The organism is Helcobacillus massiliensis (assembly GCF_014191425.1).
Classification (GTDB): Bacteria; Actinomycetota; Actinomycetes; order Actinomycetales; family Dermabacteraceae; genus Helcobacillus; species Helcobacillus massiliensis.
On the sequence record NZ_JACHWP010000006.1, the window covers coordinates 17,060 to 31,556 of the forward strand.

Here is a 14,497-nt window from a genome sequence, read left to right on the forward strand (position 1 = left end):
CGGAATCCGTCGGCCCCTCAGGTCAGCGGTGACGCGGGCCCGCTGCAGGGGGAGATGGCGCTGCCGTGGTGGGCGGCCTGGTGGCAGAGGATGCCGGCGAATTCGCTGATCGCGGGGATCTTCATCGCGCCGGGGCGGTTCACGATGCCGATCGTGCGGGACGGGACGCCGTCCACGGTCCGCACCACCACGTCGTGGTTCGGGGCGGATTCCAGCGAGACGTCGGACATCAGCGCGATGCCGGTGCCGTGCGTGATCAGGCGCTGCACCACGGTGGAGTCGTCGGTGGAGTAGCGCACGCGCGGCGTGAAACCGGCGGCATCGGCAGCGCACATCAGGTTCGCGCTGCAGCGCTCACAGCCGGCGATCCACTCGTCCTCCGCGAAGTCGGACAGCGACAGGTGCTCCTTCTGGGCCAGCGGGTGGTCCTTCGGCAGCACGAGCCGGACCTGGTCCTCCAGAATCGGGGTCCACTCCAGGCGGCCCTCGTCGTCGAGCTTCGTGTCGGGGTAGCGGAAGATCATCGCCACGTCGATCGTGTTCGCCGCGATCCCCGCGATCGCCTCCGGCGGCTCCATCTCGTTGAAGCTGAGGGCGATGCCGGGGTGGCGCTCCGTCATCTCCGCCAGCGTGGGCGGCAGCAGCACCGCAGCGGCCGACGGGAACGTGGTGAAGCGGACCCGGCCCTTCTTCAGCGCCACGATGTCCTCCATCTCCGTAGTCGCCGCCTTCATCGTCTTCGCGATCTGGGCCGCGTGCACCGCCAGGCGCGTGCCCGCCTCGGTGGGGGTGACGCCGCCGGAGGAGCGCAGCAGCAGCTGCATGCCCGTCTCCTTCTCCAGCGCCGACAGGTGCTGGGAGACGGCGGGCTGGGTCCAGCCGAGTTCGCGCGCGGCGGCGCCGATGGAGTGGTTCTTCACAACGGTGTCGAAGATGAGCAGCCTGCGGGGATCCATGCCCGAAGCCTACTACCGGGCCCGTCGGCCGCTGAGGCCCCGCCGGGGCGCCGACGGATGCGGCTTTCCGCACACCCCGCCTTGCAAAAACCCCATTTACGCAACACCGAGGTTGCACAAACGCGTGACCTGTGGGCAGACTGATCCCGCGAACTGAGGTTCGCCTAACCAAACCACCACGACCGTGCTTTCCCAGCCGGCCCACAATCCCGGAGACCTCATGACCGACTTCCGCACCCGCGCCACCGCCTTCTCCCGCCGCTCCGTCCTGCGCACCGGCCTCGCCGGCGCAGCCGCCGCCGCTGTCACCGCCACCCTCGCCGCCTGCGGCAGCTCCTCCGCCGATTCCGGGAAATCCGACTCCGGGAAGTCCGGATCCGCCTCCGGCGGGACCGTCGAGGTCACCACCGCCCGCGGGAAGGCCACCGCCCCGAAGAACCCCGGCAAGGTCGCCGTGCTCGACATCAGCCTCGTGGACACCATGGTGGAGCTCGGCCTCACCGACAGCATCGTCGCCCTGCCGAAGAAGAACCTCCCGGAGCGCCTGAAGTCCCAGTTCTCCAGCGACAAGATCGTCGACACCGGCGCCCTGAAGGAACCGGACTTCGACTCCATCGCCCAGGCCGGCCCCGACCTCATCATGATCGCCGGCCGCACCGCCGGCCTCTACGACCAGCTCACCCCCATCTCGAAGAACGTCCTCGACTTCACGGTCGACCCCAAGGACTTCCTGAAGAGCTTCACCGCCACGACCGAACAGATCGGCGCGGTCTTCGGCAAGGAGAAGGAAGCGAAGAAGAAGATCGAGGAGATCGACGCTCGCGTCGAGGACATCAAGAAGAAGGCCGAGAAGCTCGACGGCACTACCGCCATCCTCATGGTCTCCGGCGGCAAGGTCAGCACCTACGCCCCCGGCTCCCGCTTCGGCGGCATCATCTACGACGCCCTCGGCTTCAAGCCGATGGTGGAGTCCACCAAGGACGCAGCCCACGGCGACACCATCTCCTTCGAGTTCATCGCCGAGAAGAACCCGGCCCGCGCATTCGTGGTGGACCGCGACGCCGCCATCGGCGACGAAGGCAAGGGAGCCAAGGCCGTCCTCGACAATGACGTGGTCAAGCGCGCCGACGCGTTCAAGAACGACGCCGTCGTGTACGTCGACGCCCACGCCTGGTACATCTCCAGCACCGGCATCGCCTCCTTCAACTCCATCCTGGACGACGCCGAGAAGGGCCTCGCAGCAGCCAAGTGACCGCCCGCGCCCTTCCCGTCGTCCCCCGGCGGGAGAGAACAGCGAACGCCGCCGCACTGATCGCCTGTGCGGCGGCTGTCGCCGTCCTCGCCGCCTGCTCCCTCGCCGTCGGCGTAGGACGCCTGTCCCTCTCCGACCCGGCCGCCTCCTGGGACCTGATCAGCCAGTCCCGCCTGCCGCGCACCGTCGCCCTCATCCTCGCCGGCGCCGCCATGGCGATCTGCGGCGTGGTCATGCAGATGCTGACCCGCAACCGCTTCGTGGAGCCCTCTACGGCCGGCACTACTGAATCCGCCGCATTCGGCCTGCTCATCGCCACCCTCGTGGCGCCCGGTCTGCCGATCTGGGCGAAGATGCTGTTCGGCACCGCCGCGGCGGTCGCGGGAACCGCCCTGTTCATCTCCATCCTGCGGGCGGTGCCGATGCGCAACGTCCTCATCGTCCCGCTGATCGGCCTCATGCTCGGCGGCATCATCTCCTCCGTCACCACCTTCATCGCCTACCAGGGCAACCTGTCCCAGGGCCTCGGCGCATGGATGAGCGCGGACCTCTCCGGGGTGGTCAAGGGCCGCTACGAGATGCTGTGGCTGCTGGCGCTCGTGGTCATCGCCGTGTGGATCATGGCGGACCGCTTCACCGTCGCCGGCCTCGGCGAGGACTTCACCACGAACCTCGGCCTCAACCATCGCCGCGTCATGACGATCGGCCTCAGCCTGGTGGCTCTGGCCACCTCCGTTGTGGTGATCATCGTGGGTGCGATTCCGTTCCTCGGCCTGATCGTGCCGAACATCGTGGCCCTGTTCATCGGCGACAACATCCGCCGCGCCATCCCCTGGGTCGCGTTCCTCGGCTCCGGCATCGTGCTGGCCTGCGACATCGTCGGCCGCCTCGTCCGCTACCCCTACGAAGTGCCGCTCGGCGTGGTGATGGGCATCGCCGGGTCGCTGATCTTCCTCATCCTCCTGCTGAAGAGGAGCACCCCCGTTGACTGACTCCCGCTACGAGACCCGCTCCGCGGAGGTGGAGGGGCCGACGGATGCCGGCCTCGGATCTAGCCGCGCTCTGCGGCTCCCGTCGGCCCTGCGCAGCCTGCAGGCCCTCGGCCCGTGGGCCCGCATCGGCATCGCCGCCGCCCTAGCCGTCGTCCTGATCGGCGTGTTCCTGACCATCGACCTCGGCGGTGCGTGGCAGTACATCCTGCGCCGTCGGTCCATGACGGTGCTGACGATGGTGCTGGTGGGATCCGCGATCGGGATGGCGACCGTCGGCTTCCAGACCATCACCCACAACCGCATCCTCACCCCCTCCGTGATGGGCTTCGACGCCCTGTTCATGATGGTGGTGACGGTGACGATCGTGATGTTCGGCGCTGCCCGCATCCAGCAGGCGGAGGACTGGACAGTGTTCGCGATCCAAGCGGCCGTCATGATGATCGTCTCCACCGCTCTCTACGGGTGGCTGCTGATCGGGGCGAGGCGCGCCCTGCATGTGCTGCTGCTGGTCGGGATCATCCTCGGGGTGCTGCTGCGCTCCCTCATCAGCTTCATTCAGCGCCTGCTGGACCCCAACGAGTTCCAGGTGCTGGAGGACATGAGCTTCGCCAGCTTCAACCTCACCACCGTGCCCGCGCTCGCCACCGCCGTGGTGCTGCTCGGCATCGGGATCGCGGTGCTGCTGCGTCTGCACCGGGTGCTCGATGTGATGGCGCTGGGCCGCGACCTCGCCGTGGGCCTCGGCATCCCGTACCAGCGGATCCAGATGCTGGTGCTGATCGCGGTGACCCTGCTGGTGTCCGCGGCGACGGCGCTCGCGGGTCCCACCACGTTCTTCGGCCTGCTGGTCGCGCACATGGCGTACGCGACGGTCGCCTCCGAGAAGCATCGCCACACACTGCCGATGGCGGCGGTGATGAGCGTGATCGCGCTCGTGGGCGGCCAGCTCATCCTCGAGCGCGTCCTCGGCTTCGCCACCGCCCTCAGCGTGGTGGTGGACTTCGCCGGCGGCCTGCTGTTCATCCTGCTGCTCATCCGCAAGAAAGGGCTGTGAGCCATGATCATCTGCGACGGCGTCACCAAGAGGTACGGCACCACCACCGTGGTGGACGATGTCCGCCTGCTGATCCAGACCGGCGGCCTCACCTCCATCATCGGCCCCAACGGCGCCGGCAAGTCCACCCTGCTGTCGATGATGGCGCGCCTGCTGACGATGGACGGCGGGCGCGTCAGCGTGGACGGCCTGGATGTTGCCGCGACGGATTCGGCGGTGCTGGCGCGGCGGCTCGCGATCCTGCGGCAGGACAACCACCTGGACATCCGCCTCACGGTGCGGGACCTGGTGGCGTTCGGCCGCTACCCCCATTCGAAGGGCCGCCCCACCATCGAGGACCGCGTGCACGTGGACCGCGCCCTGGACTACATGGACATGGGCCACCTGGCGGACCGGTTCCTTGACGAGCTGTCCGGCGGTCAGCGGCAGCGGGCGTTCGTGGCGATGACGCTCGCCCAGGACACGGAGTACATCCTGCTGGACGAGCCGCTGAACAACCTCGACATGCCGCACGGCGTCGCGATGATGAGCGTGCTGCAGCGGGCGGCGAAGGAGCTCGGCAAGACCGTGGTGGTGGTCATCCACGACATCAACTTCGCCTCCGCCTATTCGGACCGCATCATTGCGATGCGGGAGGGCCGCGTGATCGAACAGGGGACGCCTGCCGAGATCGTGACGCCGCCGGTGATGCAGGAGGTGTACGGCCTCACCGTGGATGTGGTGGAGCACGGCGGTCACCCGTTCGCGCTGTACTTCCATGCGAGTGCCGTGCGCCCCACGGACGAGGCAGAAGCGGCGCCGAGCGGCCAAGAGACGGGTCGCGTGCGGTAAAGAAGGGGTCAATTCCTGGTCAGCTGTCTAGGCGGCCGACGGGACCGGGGCGGCCGGACCAGCTGAGACCGGCTCGGAGACCGTGCTGTGACCTTTGCTGTGTCCGATCTGGTCGACCAATCGGTAGATGCGTCGTAGTGTTGGAAGGTCTGCACTTGTGCAGTCGCTATTCTGACGGAGACGATCACATCTCGGAAACGACGGTACGCCAGTGACTATTGAAGACTTCTTCCGGCTTCTCCTGCGCAACGCGCTGCTGATCAGTCTGCTCACGCTGCTCGGCCTCGCGGGTGGCTATGCCTTCTCGTACACCAAGCCCACGGTCTACGAGGCGACGGCGCTCGGCTACGTGACCGCCCGCGTTGAGACGGACGCGAACGGGCAGGAGATCCCCATGGGCGGCAGCGTCCCCGCTGCCGGTGGGGACGCGGAGAAGTACGGAACCGCGCAGACCTATCTGCCGCTGTTCAACACCCCGACTGTCGGCCAGGCCGTCATCGACGATCTGGGCCTGCAGGGCACCAGCGCCCACGCGATCGCCTCGAACCTGACGGCATCGATCGACCCGAACGTTCCGATCATCACCGTGAAGGCGCGCGCCTCCTCCCCGCAGCGAGCCCAGGAGATCGCGAATTCGTCCATCACCGCCGTGAACCGCGAGGGCGCGTTCCTGCTCACCGGTGACCGCGACTCCAAGGACGCGCCGATGACCCTCATCTCGTATGAGGCGGCGGACGTCCCGAGCGCCCCCGTTGCGCCGAACCGGATGAAGTTCGCCGCGGCCGGTGCCGCCGCCGGTCTGGTGCTGGCGCTCGCGCTGTCCTGGCTGCGCAACCGCAACGATTCCCGCGTGCGCACCGTGGACGACATCAAGTCGAAGACCCCCGTCACGGCGCTCGGCGTGCTTCCGGACTCCCGCGACCTCACTCGTTCGAAGTCCGGGGAGCTGCCGGAGCCGAAGGAGTTCCACTCGAAGGAGGCGCTGCGCAAGCTGCGCACGAACCTCCGCTTCGCCAACGTGGACAACCCGCCGCGCTCCATCGTGGTGTCGTCGTCCGCGCCCGGTGAGGGCAAGTCGACCGTGGCGGCGAACCTGGCGCGCGTCATCGCCCGCTCCGGTGAGAAGGTCATTTTGATCGACGCTGACCTGCGCCGCCCCACGGTCGCGAAGGCGTTCCAGGTGGACGGCGCGGTGGGCCTGTCGCAGCTGATCGCCGGTTCCGTGGACCTCGAGGACGCGCTGCAGCCGTCGGGAGTGCGCGGCCTGTCCATCCTGCCGGCGGGCCAGATTCCGCCGAACCCGTCGGAGCTGCTGGGCTCCAACCGCATGGCGGACATCGTGTCGCGCCTGTCCGCGGACCACTTCGTGGTGATCGACGCCCCGCCGATCCTCGCCGTCACCGACGCTGTTCTGCTCAGCCGCCACACGGACGGCGCCCTGATCGTCGCGGTCCCGGGCCGCACCCGCGTGGAGGGGCTGAGCCGCTCCATCGAATCGGTCCGCGCCGTCGGCGGCACCGTGCTCGGCGCGGTCATGAACCGTGCCTCCGGCAACCTCATCACCCGTCTCGCCTACGGTGACGCGGAGTACGGCTACTCGGCGTACGGCTACGCGGCGACCACGTACACGTACACGGAGGACCGCAAGGGCAACAAGGTGCGCCGCCGCAAGCGCAAGCTCGAGGAGGACCTCGAGGCGCCGGAGCACGGCATCGGTGAGGATGCGGAGATCCGCCCCGCCGGTGTGCCCGCGTCGGCCGCGATCGCTGCGGCGCCGGCAGCTGCCGCCAAGCCTGCTCCCGCGGCTGCGAGCCCCGCCCCTGCAGCCGAGCGCCCTGCGCCCGCAGCCGAGCGCCCTGCGCCGTCGGCGCCCGCCGCAACCGCTGTTCGGCCGACGGATGCTGACGAACCGGCGACCGGACCCGTGCGCCGCTCCCGCCTCGGCCGTCGCGCCCGCTCCCTCGGAACGGACGAGCAGAACTGATGGGCTCCTCGCGGCGCAGCGTCGGCGTCATCATCCCCAGCTACGGACCGCTCGATGACGCGGCCCGCGTGCTGGCTGACCTCGCCGACACCGCCCCGGCAGCCCGGACCGCTCCAGCCGCCCCGCAGCGCATCCTCGTGATCGACGACGCCTTCCCCGGCGGCATCGACGCGAGCGTCCTGCCGGGCCGAGCCGAACTGATCCGCCGCGAGGAGAACGGCGGTTTCGGCGCCGCCGTCAACACGGGACTGCGCATCCTCGACGAGGACGGCATCGACCTCGCCCTCGTCCTCAACTCCGACCTGCAGCTCCCGCCGAACTTCCTCCCGGACCTGCTCGAGCACGCCGAACCGTGGCAGCCCGCCGTCATCGGCTGCCGCAACGAGACCGAGGACGGGCACAGCGGGTACGCCGCCCGGCACTTCCCGACCGTCGGCCACCAGGTGGTGGAATGGCTGCACCCCCTTGCCTCCCAGCGGCACCGACGGATCCTGCACACCGCCGTGGGCCACGACATGGACGCCGAAGCCGGCACCGGCATGATCCCCGTGGACTGGGTGAGCGGCGCCGTCATGCTGCTGCCCGTTGCCGAGGTGATGGCGGCCGGCGGCCTCGACGAGGACTTCTTCATGTACACCGAAGAAGTGGACCTGCAGAAGCGCCTCGCCGAGCGCGGCATCGCCCGCCTCCTGGACGCCGACCTCACCGTGGTGCACGCCGGCGGCGGCAGTTCGGGCGGGGAGGAGCGCCGACGGGGCTGGCTGACCAGCGCCCGCGACCTGTACGCCGCGCGCCACCTCAGCACCCGTCGGCTCCGCGCCGGCCTCACCGCCGCCAGCGTCATCAACCTCGGCTGGAACAGTGCCCGCCGCGCCGCCGGCCGGGACGTGCGACCGCTGGAGAACTTCCGCTTCGAAATGGGCCTGCTGCGCACCGCGCGGGCCTTCACCGCTGAGCGCACCCGCACCGGAAGGACCCGCTGACATGATCCGCAAGCGCCGAGCAGAGACGACTCCGCGCCGCGCTCGCCACACGGGGCTCGCACACCCCGAGTCCCTCAGCGACTGGCAGCAGTGGCAGGACTCCCAGCGCCGCCTCCAGATCGCGAAGGCCGCCGTCACCGGCCGGATCAGGAACCGCGGCCGCGCCCCCGAAGCGCCCGCCGCCCCGGCGCTCACCCTCACCGAACGCGCCGGCACCACGTCGGGACGCCTCCTGATCCCCATCGACACGCTTTCCGCGACCTCACTGAATGCCTGTCTGAGTGTCCTGCCGTATGTCTCAATGTCGGTGGCTGTGCTGCATCCTGCGGCGCTGGATCTCACGAGTGTCCTTGGCGCCGGTTTCGTCCAGCGAGCGCTGGACTGCCCGTCGGACCCCGATGTGGTAGCAGCGCAACTCGTCAACGATGCGCCCACCGCGGTTCTCACCACTTCCACGCACCTGGATGCGGGCGCAGTTGCTGATGAGGTCAGTCGGCGTGCTGGAATCTCGCAGTACGTTGTGCAGCACGGCGCCCTCACCCCGTTTGCGCCGCCGCTGCCGCGGGAGGCGCATCTGCTCGCCTGGACCGACGCCGACGCCGACTTCTGGACCTCCTCCCGCCGCGACATCACCGCCACCACGGTGGGCAGTCAGCATCTGTGGGAAGCTGCCCAGAACCCCCTCGAGGACGACATCGACGAACGCCCCATGTTCCTCGGCCAGCTGCACGGCGCCGAACTGCCGCGCACCGTGTCCGGCGGCGCCGCCGTCCGCTTCTGCCGCTCCACCGGCGCCCTCTACCGCCCGCACCCGCGGGAGGAGGACGCCCTGTCCCGCGCCCAGCACTGGACGATGAAGAAGGCCGGCATCGAGTTCGCGGACACCAGCGTGCCCCTGTCGCAGGTGCCGAACCAGGTCGTCGCCGTGTTCTCCACCGGTGTCCTCGAAGCGTCCGTGCGCGGCATCCCCGGCTGGGTGTACGCCGAGCGGCCGCCCATGTGGGTGGTGGAGTTCTGGCGCCGCTACGGCATGGCCACGTGGGGGTCCTCGGAGCCGACGGCGCCCCCCGCGCTCATCGACGCCGAACCCGCGACCCTGATCGCCCCTGCCCTCGGCGGTGCCGCGTGAGCATCCTCGCCGTCATCCCCGCCCGCGGCGGATCCAAGGGGATCCCCCGCAAGAACCTCCTCGAAGTGGGCGGGCAGCCCCTCATCGCGTGGACTATCGCGCAGGCCATCGGCGCCGGTGAGGACGTCCACGTGGTCGTCTCCACGGAGGACGCCGAGATCGCGGAGGTCGCCGCCTCCTACGGTGCCCATATCATCGACCGTCCCCCGGAGCTCGCCGTGGACACCGCCCCCACCGAACCGGTGATCCTGCACGCCATGGACCAGGTGGAGAAGGACGGCATGGAGCTGGAGGGCGTGATGCTGCTGCAGGCCACCAGCCCCGTGCGGCGCCCGGACACGATCCGCCGCGCCATCGACCAGTTCCGCACCACCGGCGCGGACAGCCTCGTGGGCGTGACGCCCCAGTCACCGTTCTTCTGGCACCCGCCGACGGGGCAGGACCCGTCGGCCCGCGCCGACTACGACTGGCGCAACCGGCCCCGCCGACAGGACCTCCAGCCGCAGGAGATGTTCTACTTCGAGAACGGCAGCCTGTACCTGACGGCACCCCATATCTACCGTGACACCGGCAACCGCATCGGCGGCACGATCTCCCTCTTCATCCTCGACGAGGTCGAAGGCGTGGACATCGACACCATTGCCGACGTCGCAGCTGCCGAGCAGATGCTCGCCCGGATCGGATGGACACTCACATGATTCTCGACCGCTCAACCGCCCCCTACCTCGTAACCGACCAGGACTCGATCCTGGAGGCACTAGCCCGCATCTCGGAGAACCGCAGCCGGGTCGTGTTCGTCGCCGATGAGCACGGCGCGGTGCAGGGGTCCCTGACCGACGGGGACGTGCGCCGCTGGCTCGTCACCCAGACCACTCCGGACCTGCAGCAGCCGGCTCTGTCCATCGCGAACCGCGACTTCGTGCACGCCCGCTACGGCACCCCCGTCCCGCAGATCGAGGCGCTGCTGCGCCCCGGGGTGGACCGCATCCCCGTGCTGGACGCCGCCGGCCGCCTCGTGTCCGTCGGCTCCGCCGGCGAGGACACCCTCACCATCGGATCGCGCACCATCGGTCCGGGCCGCCCCGCCCTGATCATCGGCGAGATCGGCAACAACCATCAGGGCGATGTTCAGCTCGCCAAGCGCCTCGTGGACGAATGCGTCCGCGCCGGTGTGGACACGGTGAAGTTCCAGCTGCGGGACATGGCCTCGCTGTACCGCTCCGGCGGCGGCCACTCCCACGGGGAGGACCTCGGCCCGCAGTACACGATGAACCTGCTGGCGAAGTACTCCCTCAGCGTGGAGGACATGTTCCGAGTGTTCGACCACTGCGCGGACCGCGGCGTGGACGCCATCTGCACGCCGTGGGACATCGTCTCCGCCGACGCCCTCGAACGCTACGGCCTGCCCGGCTACAAGATCGCCTCCGCGGACCTCACCAACGATGAGCTGCTCGGCCACGTGGCCGACTTCCACCGGCCGATGATCGTCTCCACCGGCATGTCCACGGAGCAGGAGATCACCGGCGCCGTCGACATCCTCCGCGGCCACGGCGCCCCCTACGCCCTGCTGCAGACCCAGTCCACGTACCCGGCGCCGTTCAAGGACGTGAACCTGAAGTACATGGACCGCCTCGCCGAACTGGGGGACTGCCTCGTCGGCTACTCCGGGCATGAGCGCGGCTGGCACGTGCCCGTGGCGGCGGTGGCGCGCGGCGCCGCCATCATCGAGAAGCACGTCACGATCGACAAGTCCCTCGAGGGCAACGACCACAAGGTGTCGCTGCTGCCCGATGAACTGGAGCGCATGGTCCGCGAGATCCGCGACGTGGAGGAGGCGCTCGGCTCCGCGCAGCCGCGTGAGCTGTCCACCGGTGAGCTGATGAACCGCGTGAACCTCGCGAAGTCCCTGGTCGCGGCCCGTGACCTGCGCGCCGGTGACACGGTCACCGCCGCCGACGTCGACGTGAAGTCACCCGGGCGGGGCCTGCAGCCGAACCGTCGCGACGCCCTCATCGGCACCACCCTGCACCGTGACGTGCCCGCCGGGGACTTCTTCTACCCGGGTGATCTCGCCGGGCAGGCGCAGGAGCACCGCACGTACGCGTTCCGCCGCCCGTGGGGTCTGCCGGTGCGGTTCCACGACTTCCGGGACCTGCTGAAGGTGTCGGAGCCGGACTTCCTGGAGTTCCACCACTCCTCGAAGGACATGGACCTGGACCCGTTGGACTTCTTCGCCGCGGACGAGACGCTGCCGGGCTTCTTCACCGCCCACGCCCCCGACCTGTACGCCGGGGACTTCCTCATCAACCTCGCCTCCGATGACGAGGAGATCTTCGAGCGCTCCATCCGGGAGGTGCAGAAGGTCATCGACATGACCCGCGACATGCGCCGCTTCTTCCAGGTGAAGGACGACCCCATCGTCATCGTCACCATGGGCGGGTTCCTCCCGGACCGGCATGTGCGCCCCGAGGAGCGCATGCCGATGTATGAACGGATCCAGCAGGGCCTCGAGCGCGTGGACGAGGAGGGCGTGCGCCTGACCGCGCAGACCCTGCCGCCGTTCCCGTGGCTGATGGGCGGGCAGCAGTTCCACAACCTGTTCATGGACCCCGAGGACACCGTCTGGTTCTACGAGAAGTACGGCCGCCGCCTCACGTTCGATGTGTCCCATTCGAAGCTCGCCGCGAACTTCGCGCACCGCCCGTTCAGTGAGTACGTGGACGCGATGGTGCCGATCTCCGACCACCTGCACGTGGTGGACTCCGTCGGCGTGGACGGTGAGGGCGTCCAGGTGGGCGAGGGCGAGGTGGACTGGCGCGACTTCGCGGAGCGGATCGACCGCCTGAACCCGTCGGCCCCGTTCATCCCGGAGATCTGGATGGGCCACGTCAACAACGGCGAAGGCTTCTTCACGGCCTTGGACCGCCTGCAGCAGTGGATGTGAGGGGCACGCCCGCGCCCGCCGCGGGTCCGCTCGTGCTGTGGGCGGCGCCGGTGGCGGAGGTCGGCGGGGTGGCGCGCCACCTGCTGGACGTCGCCCGCGCCGGCATTCCCGGCCACCGGCTCGTGTTCGCGGTGCCGGAGGGGCCGCTCGCCGGGCAGCTGCGCGCGGCGGGGGCCGCTGTGGTGACGGGCCCGATCGGGGCGGCCGACGGGGCACGCACCGCCGTCCCGGCGCTGCGCCGCATCGTGTCCGCGCTTCGCCCGCAGATCGTGCACACCCATCTGGCGTTCGCGGACCTCGCCGTCAGCGCCGCCACCGCCGGCATCGACGTGCGGCGCGTCTCGACGGAGCACGGCATCGCCGCCGATTCCCGCCTCTACCAGCGCTCCGCAGCCTCGGCACGGGTGAAGGCGCGCCTGCACTCGGCGCGGCTGAGGCGAACGGACCACGTGATCGCGGTCAGCGAGTCCACCCGGAAACAGATCCAGCGGCAGTGGGGGAGCGGCGCCCCCATCACGGTGATCCGCAACGGCATTGACCGGCCGGGCTCGCCAGTCGCCCCGGCGGCGGGCCTGCGGATCCTGTCCCTGTCCCGCCTCGCCCCGGAGAAGTGCCTCGACTGTGTGCTGCGCGGCTTCGCCGAACTGCACCGCAGCCACCCGGAGGCACGGCTCACCCTCGCCGGTGACGGCCCCGAACGCGGTGCCTGCGCGGACCTCATCACCCGCCTCGGACTCGACGACGCCGTCACCATGCCCGGCGTCGTCGACTCTGACTCAGCGCTCGCCGACCATGACGTGGTGGTGCAGCTGTCCGCGTGGGAGAACCTGTCGTACACGCTGCTGGATGCAGCAGCCCGCGGGCTCGGTATCGTCGCCACCGATGTGGGCGGCAACGCGGAGATCACCGGCGGGACCGGGCTGATCCAGGACCCGTCGGACGCCCCCGCGGTGGCGCACGTCCTCCAGCAGCAGGGCCTGCAGCCGTCGGAGCGGCCCGCGCTCGCGGAGACGATTCCCTCCGTGCAGGCGATGGTGGAGCAGATCTCCGCCGTGTACCGTCGGATGCTGACCGACCGGCCGATCAGGGAGGTGAGCCGCCGGTGACCCACGACCAGCATCCCGTGCTTCCCGGACGCCGCGACCGCGCCGCCGAGACCGCCACCGCGGTGCGCGACCGCCTCGGCGAGTACGCCCGTGAGACCGGCAGCATCCGCATCGCCGAATTCGTGCTGTTCTTCCTGCTGATCTCCGGTCTCGGCCCTCTGGGCGGCGGCAGCGCGGCCTACACCCTCATCGTGCCGGCGCTGTGCGTGCTCGCGTTCATGCGGCGGCCGCGCGTGGAGCTGAAGAACCAGGAGCTGCTGATCGCGGCGCTGATCCTGGCGATGCTGTACCTGTTCCTCGTGTCCATGTGGGGCGTGCAGGACGCTGCCATCGCGGCGGACTGGCAGGGCCGCCTGATCAAGTTCAGCGCCTTCACAGCGGCCCTGTTCTTCCTCGCCTCCGGGCGCATCGACCTGCGCTCCGGCATCGCCGGGATGACCACCGCGCTGGTGCTCAATGTTCCCCTGTTCTTCATGGGGCTGGTGTCCGCGAACTACGGCAAGTACCTGACGGGCTGGCTGGGCGATAAGAACGTGGCGGGGCTGACGTACTGCATCGTCGGGCTGATGGCGTTGCACTATGTGAAGCGGCCGGGACCGCGCGCCATCACCTTCCTGTTCTTCACCGGTGCGCTGTGGCTGACGGGTTCGCGGACCTCGCTCGCTGCCTACGCGGCGGCGCTCGGATGGGTGCTGATCGCCCCGAAGTTGCCGGTGGTGGGCCGCTGGCTGTTCGCTGTCATCATCGCGTTCGTCGTCAACCTGATCTCCGAGGACTATTCGCAGATCGGCGTGTTCTCCGATCGTGAGGGCTCGGACCTGCTGCGCGCCCGCATCGACGAAGCGTCCCAGATCAAGGCGGAGAGTGCGCGGTTCGTCGGCAACGGGCTCGGAGACGCGGTCGTGTCCATGGACGGCGGCACCTGGTTCTTCCACTCCTCGTATCTGACGGCGCTGGTGGAGGGCGGCTGGCCCTGGCTGATCTTCGTGGTGGCGGTCAGCGTCATCGTGATGGTGCAGCCGTTCCGGCAGAGCCCGAGCGCCGACGAATTCTACGCCCAGGCCGTGGGCATCGCGATCCTCATCTGCGCGTGGCGGCTCGGCGAAGTGTTCTACACGCCGATGTGGATGATTGCCATGGCGTTCGCGATCTACGTGCAGCAGAAGGGGCGCATACAACGCGAGGTCAGCGACCCTGGGCCGGGCTGGGCGAGCAGCAAGCACGCTGCGGATCCAGCCGCCGAGTATGGAAGGGAAGGGTGATCCT

The 14,497-nt window shown here is 69.4% G+C and carries 12 protein-coding genes; 11 read left to right on the plus strand and 1 reads right to left on the minus strand.

The genetic code is table 11. The features are described from left to right. Positions 1-17: 17 nt before the first annotated feature. A complete protein-coding gene (locus FHX50_RS08860; protein WP_183376723.1) occupies positions 18-956 on the minus strand; it encodes a LysR family transcriptional regulator in 939 nt (312 codons plus the stop codon). Between the two features lie 220 nt (positions 957-1,176). Between FHX50_RS08860 and FHX50_RS08865 the strand changes: the two genes are divergently transcribed. The 11 genes from FHX50_RS08865 (at position 1,177) to FHX50_RS08915 (ending at position 14,493) form a co-directional block, all read left to right on the plus strand. After that, positions 1,177-2,208, plus strand: a complete 1,032-nt coding sequence (locus FHX50_RS08865; RefSeq protein ID WP_183376724.1) for a siderophore ABC transporter substrate-binding protein — start codon at positions 1,177-1,179, stop codon at positions 2,206-2,208. Continuing rightward, positions 2,205-3,200 carry an ABC transporter permease gene (locus FHX50_RS08870; RefSeq protein WP_343064079.1) on the plus strand — a complete coding sequence of 332 codons (996 nt, stop codon included), beginning with the start codon at positions 2,205-2,207 and terminating at the stop codon, positions 3,198-3,200. Before FHX50_RS08865 ends, FHX50_RS08870 begins: the two co-directional genes overlap by 4 nt. Then, positions 3,193-4,254, plus strand: coding sequence for an iron chelate uptake ABC transporter family permease subunit (locus tag FHX50_RS08875; RefSeq protein ID WP_246370938.1), 1,062 nt, complete (start codon positions 3,193-3,195; stop codon positions 4,252-4,254). The genes FHX50_RS08870 and FHX50_RS08875 overlap by 8 nt, the downstream gene beginning before the upstream one ends. A gap of 3 nt (positions 4,255-4,257) precedes the next feature. After that, entirely contained in the window at positions 4,258-5,085 is an 828-nt protein-coding gene (locus FHX50_RS08880; RefSeq protein ID WP_183376725.1) for an iron ABC transporter ATP-binding protein, read from the plus strand. A gap of 211 nt (positions 5,086-5,296) precedes the next feature. Then, positions 5,297-7,069, plus strand: a complete 1,773-nt coding sequence (locus FHX50_RS08885) for a tyrosine-protein kinase domain-containing protein (protein WP_259922400.1) — start codon at positions 5,297-5,299, stop codon at positions 7,067-7,069. Continuing rightward, positions 7,069-8,052 carry a glycosyltransferase gene (locus FHX50_RS08890; RefSeq protein ID WP_183376726.1) on the plus strand — a complete coding sequence of 328 codons (984 nt, stop codon included), beginning with the start codon at positions 7,069-7,071 and terminating at the stop codon, positions 8,050-8,052. Before FHX50_RS08885 ends, FHX50_RS08890 begins: the two co-directional genes overlap by 1 nt. Position 8,053: 1 nt before the next feature. Next, positions 8,054-9,181 carry a hypothetical protein gene (locus tag FHX50_RS08895; protein ID WP_183376727.1) on the plus strand — a complete coding sequence of 376 codons (1,128 nt, stop codon included), beginning with the start codon at positions 8,054-8,056 and terminating at the stop codon, positions 9,179-9,181. Beyond that, on the plus strand, positions 9,178-9,879 hold the full coding sequence (locus tag FHX50_RS08900) for a cytidylyltransferase domain-containing protein (protein ID WP_183376728.1): 702 nt from the start codon (positions 9,178-9,180) through the stop codon (positions 9,877-9,879). The genes FHX50_RS08895 and FHX50_RS08900 overlap by 4 nt, the downstream gene beginning before the upstream one ends. Continuing rightward, positions 9,876-12,125 carry an N-acetylneuraminate synthase family protein gene (locus FHX50_RS08905; RefSeq protein WP_183376730.1) on the plus strand — a complete coding sequence of 750 codons (2,250 nt, stop codon included), beginning with the start codon at positions 9,876-9,878 and terminating at the stop codon, positions 12,123-12,125. Before FHX50_RS08900 ends, FHX50_RS08905 begins: the two co-directional genes overlap by 4 nt. Then, positions 12,122-13,231: a glycosyltransferase family 4 protein gene (locus FHX50_RS08910; RefSeq protein WP_343064080.1), complete on the plus strand. Its 1,110-nt coding sequence runs from the start codon at positions 12,122-12,124 to the stop codon at positions 13,229-13,231. The genes FHX50_RS08905 and FHX50_RS08910 overlap by 4 nt, the downstream gene beginning before the upstream one ends. After that, on the plus strand, positions 13,228-14,493 hold the full coding sequence (locus FHX50_RS08915; RefSeq protein WP_183376734.1) for an ABC transporter permease: 1,266 nt from the start codon (positions 13,228-13,230) through the stop codon (positions 14,491-14,493). Before FHX50_RS08910 ends, FHX50_RS08915 begins: the two co-directional genes overlap by 4 nt. Positions 14,494-14,497: the final 4 nt, after the last annotated feature.

Bases quoted from the DNA above. Each gene is read 5' to 3' on its own strand.
- FHX50_RS08860 (WP_183376723.1), bottom strand. From the start codon at position 956: ATGGATCCCCGCAGGCTGCTCATCTTCGACACCGTTGTGAAGAACCAC.
- FHX50_RS08865 (WP_183376724.1), top strand. From the start codon at position 1,177: ATGACCGACTTCCGCACCCGCGCCACCGCCTTCTCCCGCCGCTCCGTC.
- FHX50_RS08880 (WP_183376725.1), top strand. From the start codon at position 4,258: ATGATCATCTGCGACGGCGTCACCAAGAGGTACGGCACCACCACCGTG.
- FHX50_RS08890 (WP_183376726.1), top strand. From the start codon at position 7,069: ATGGGCTCCTCGCGGCGCAGCGTCGGCGTCATCATCCCCAGCTACGGA.
- FHX50_RS08895 (WP_183376727.1), top strand. From the start codon at position 8,054: ATGATCCGCAAGCGCCGAGCAGAGACGACTCCGCGCCGCGCTCGCCAC.
- FHX50_RS08905 (WP_183376730.1), top strand. From the start codon at position 9,876: ATGATTCTCGACCGCTCAACCGCCCCCTACCTCGTAACCGACCAGGAC.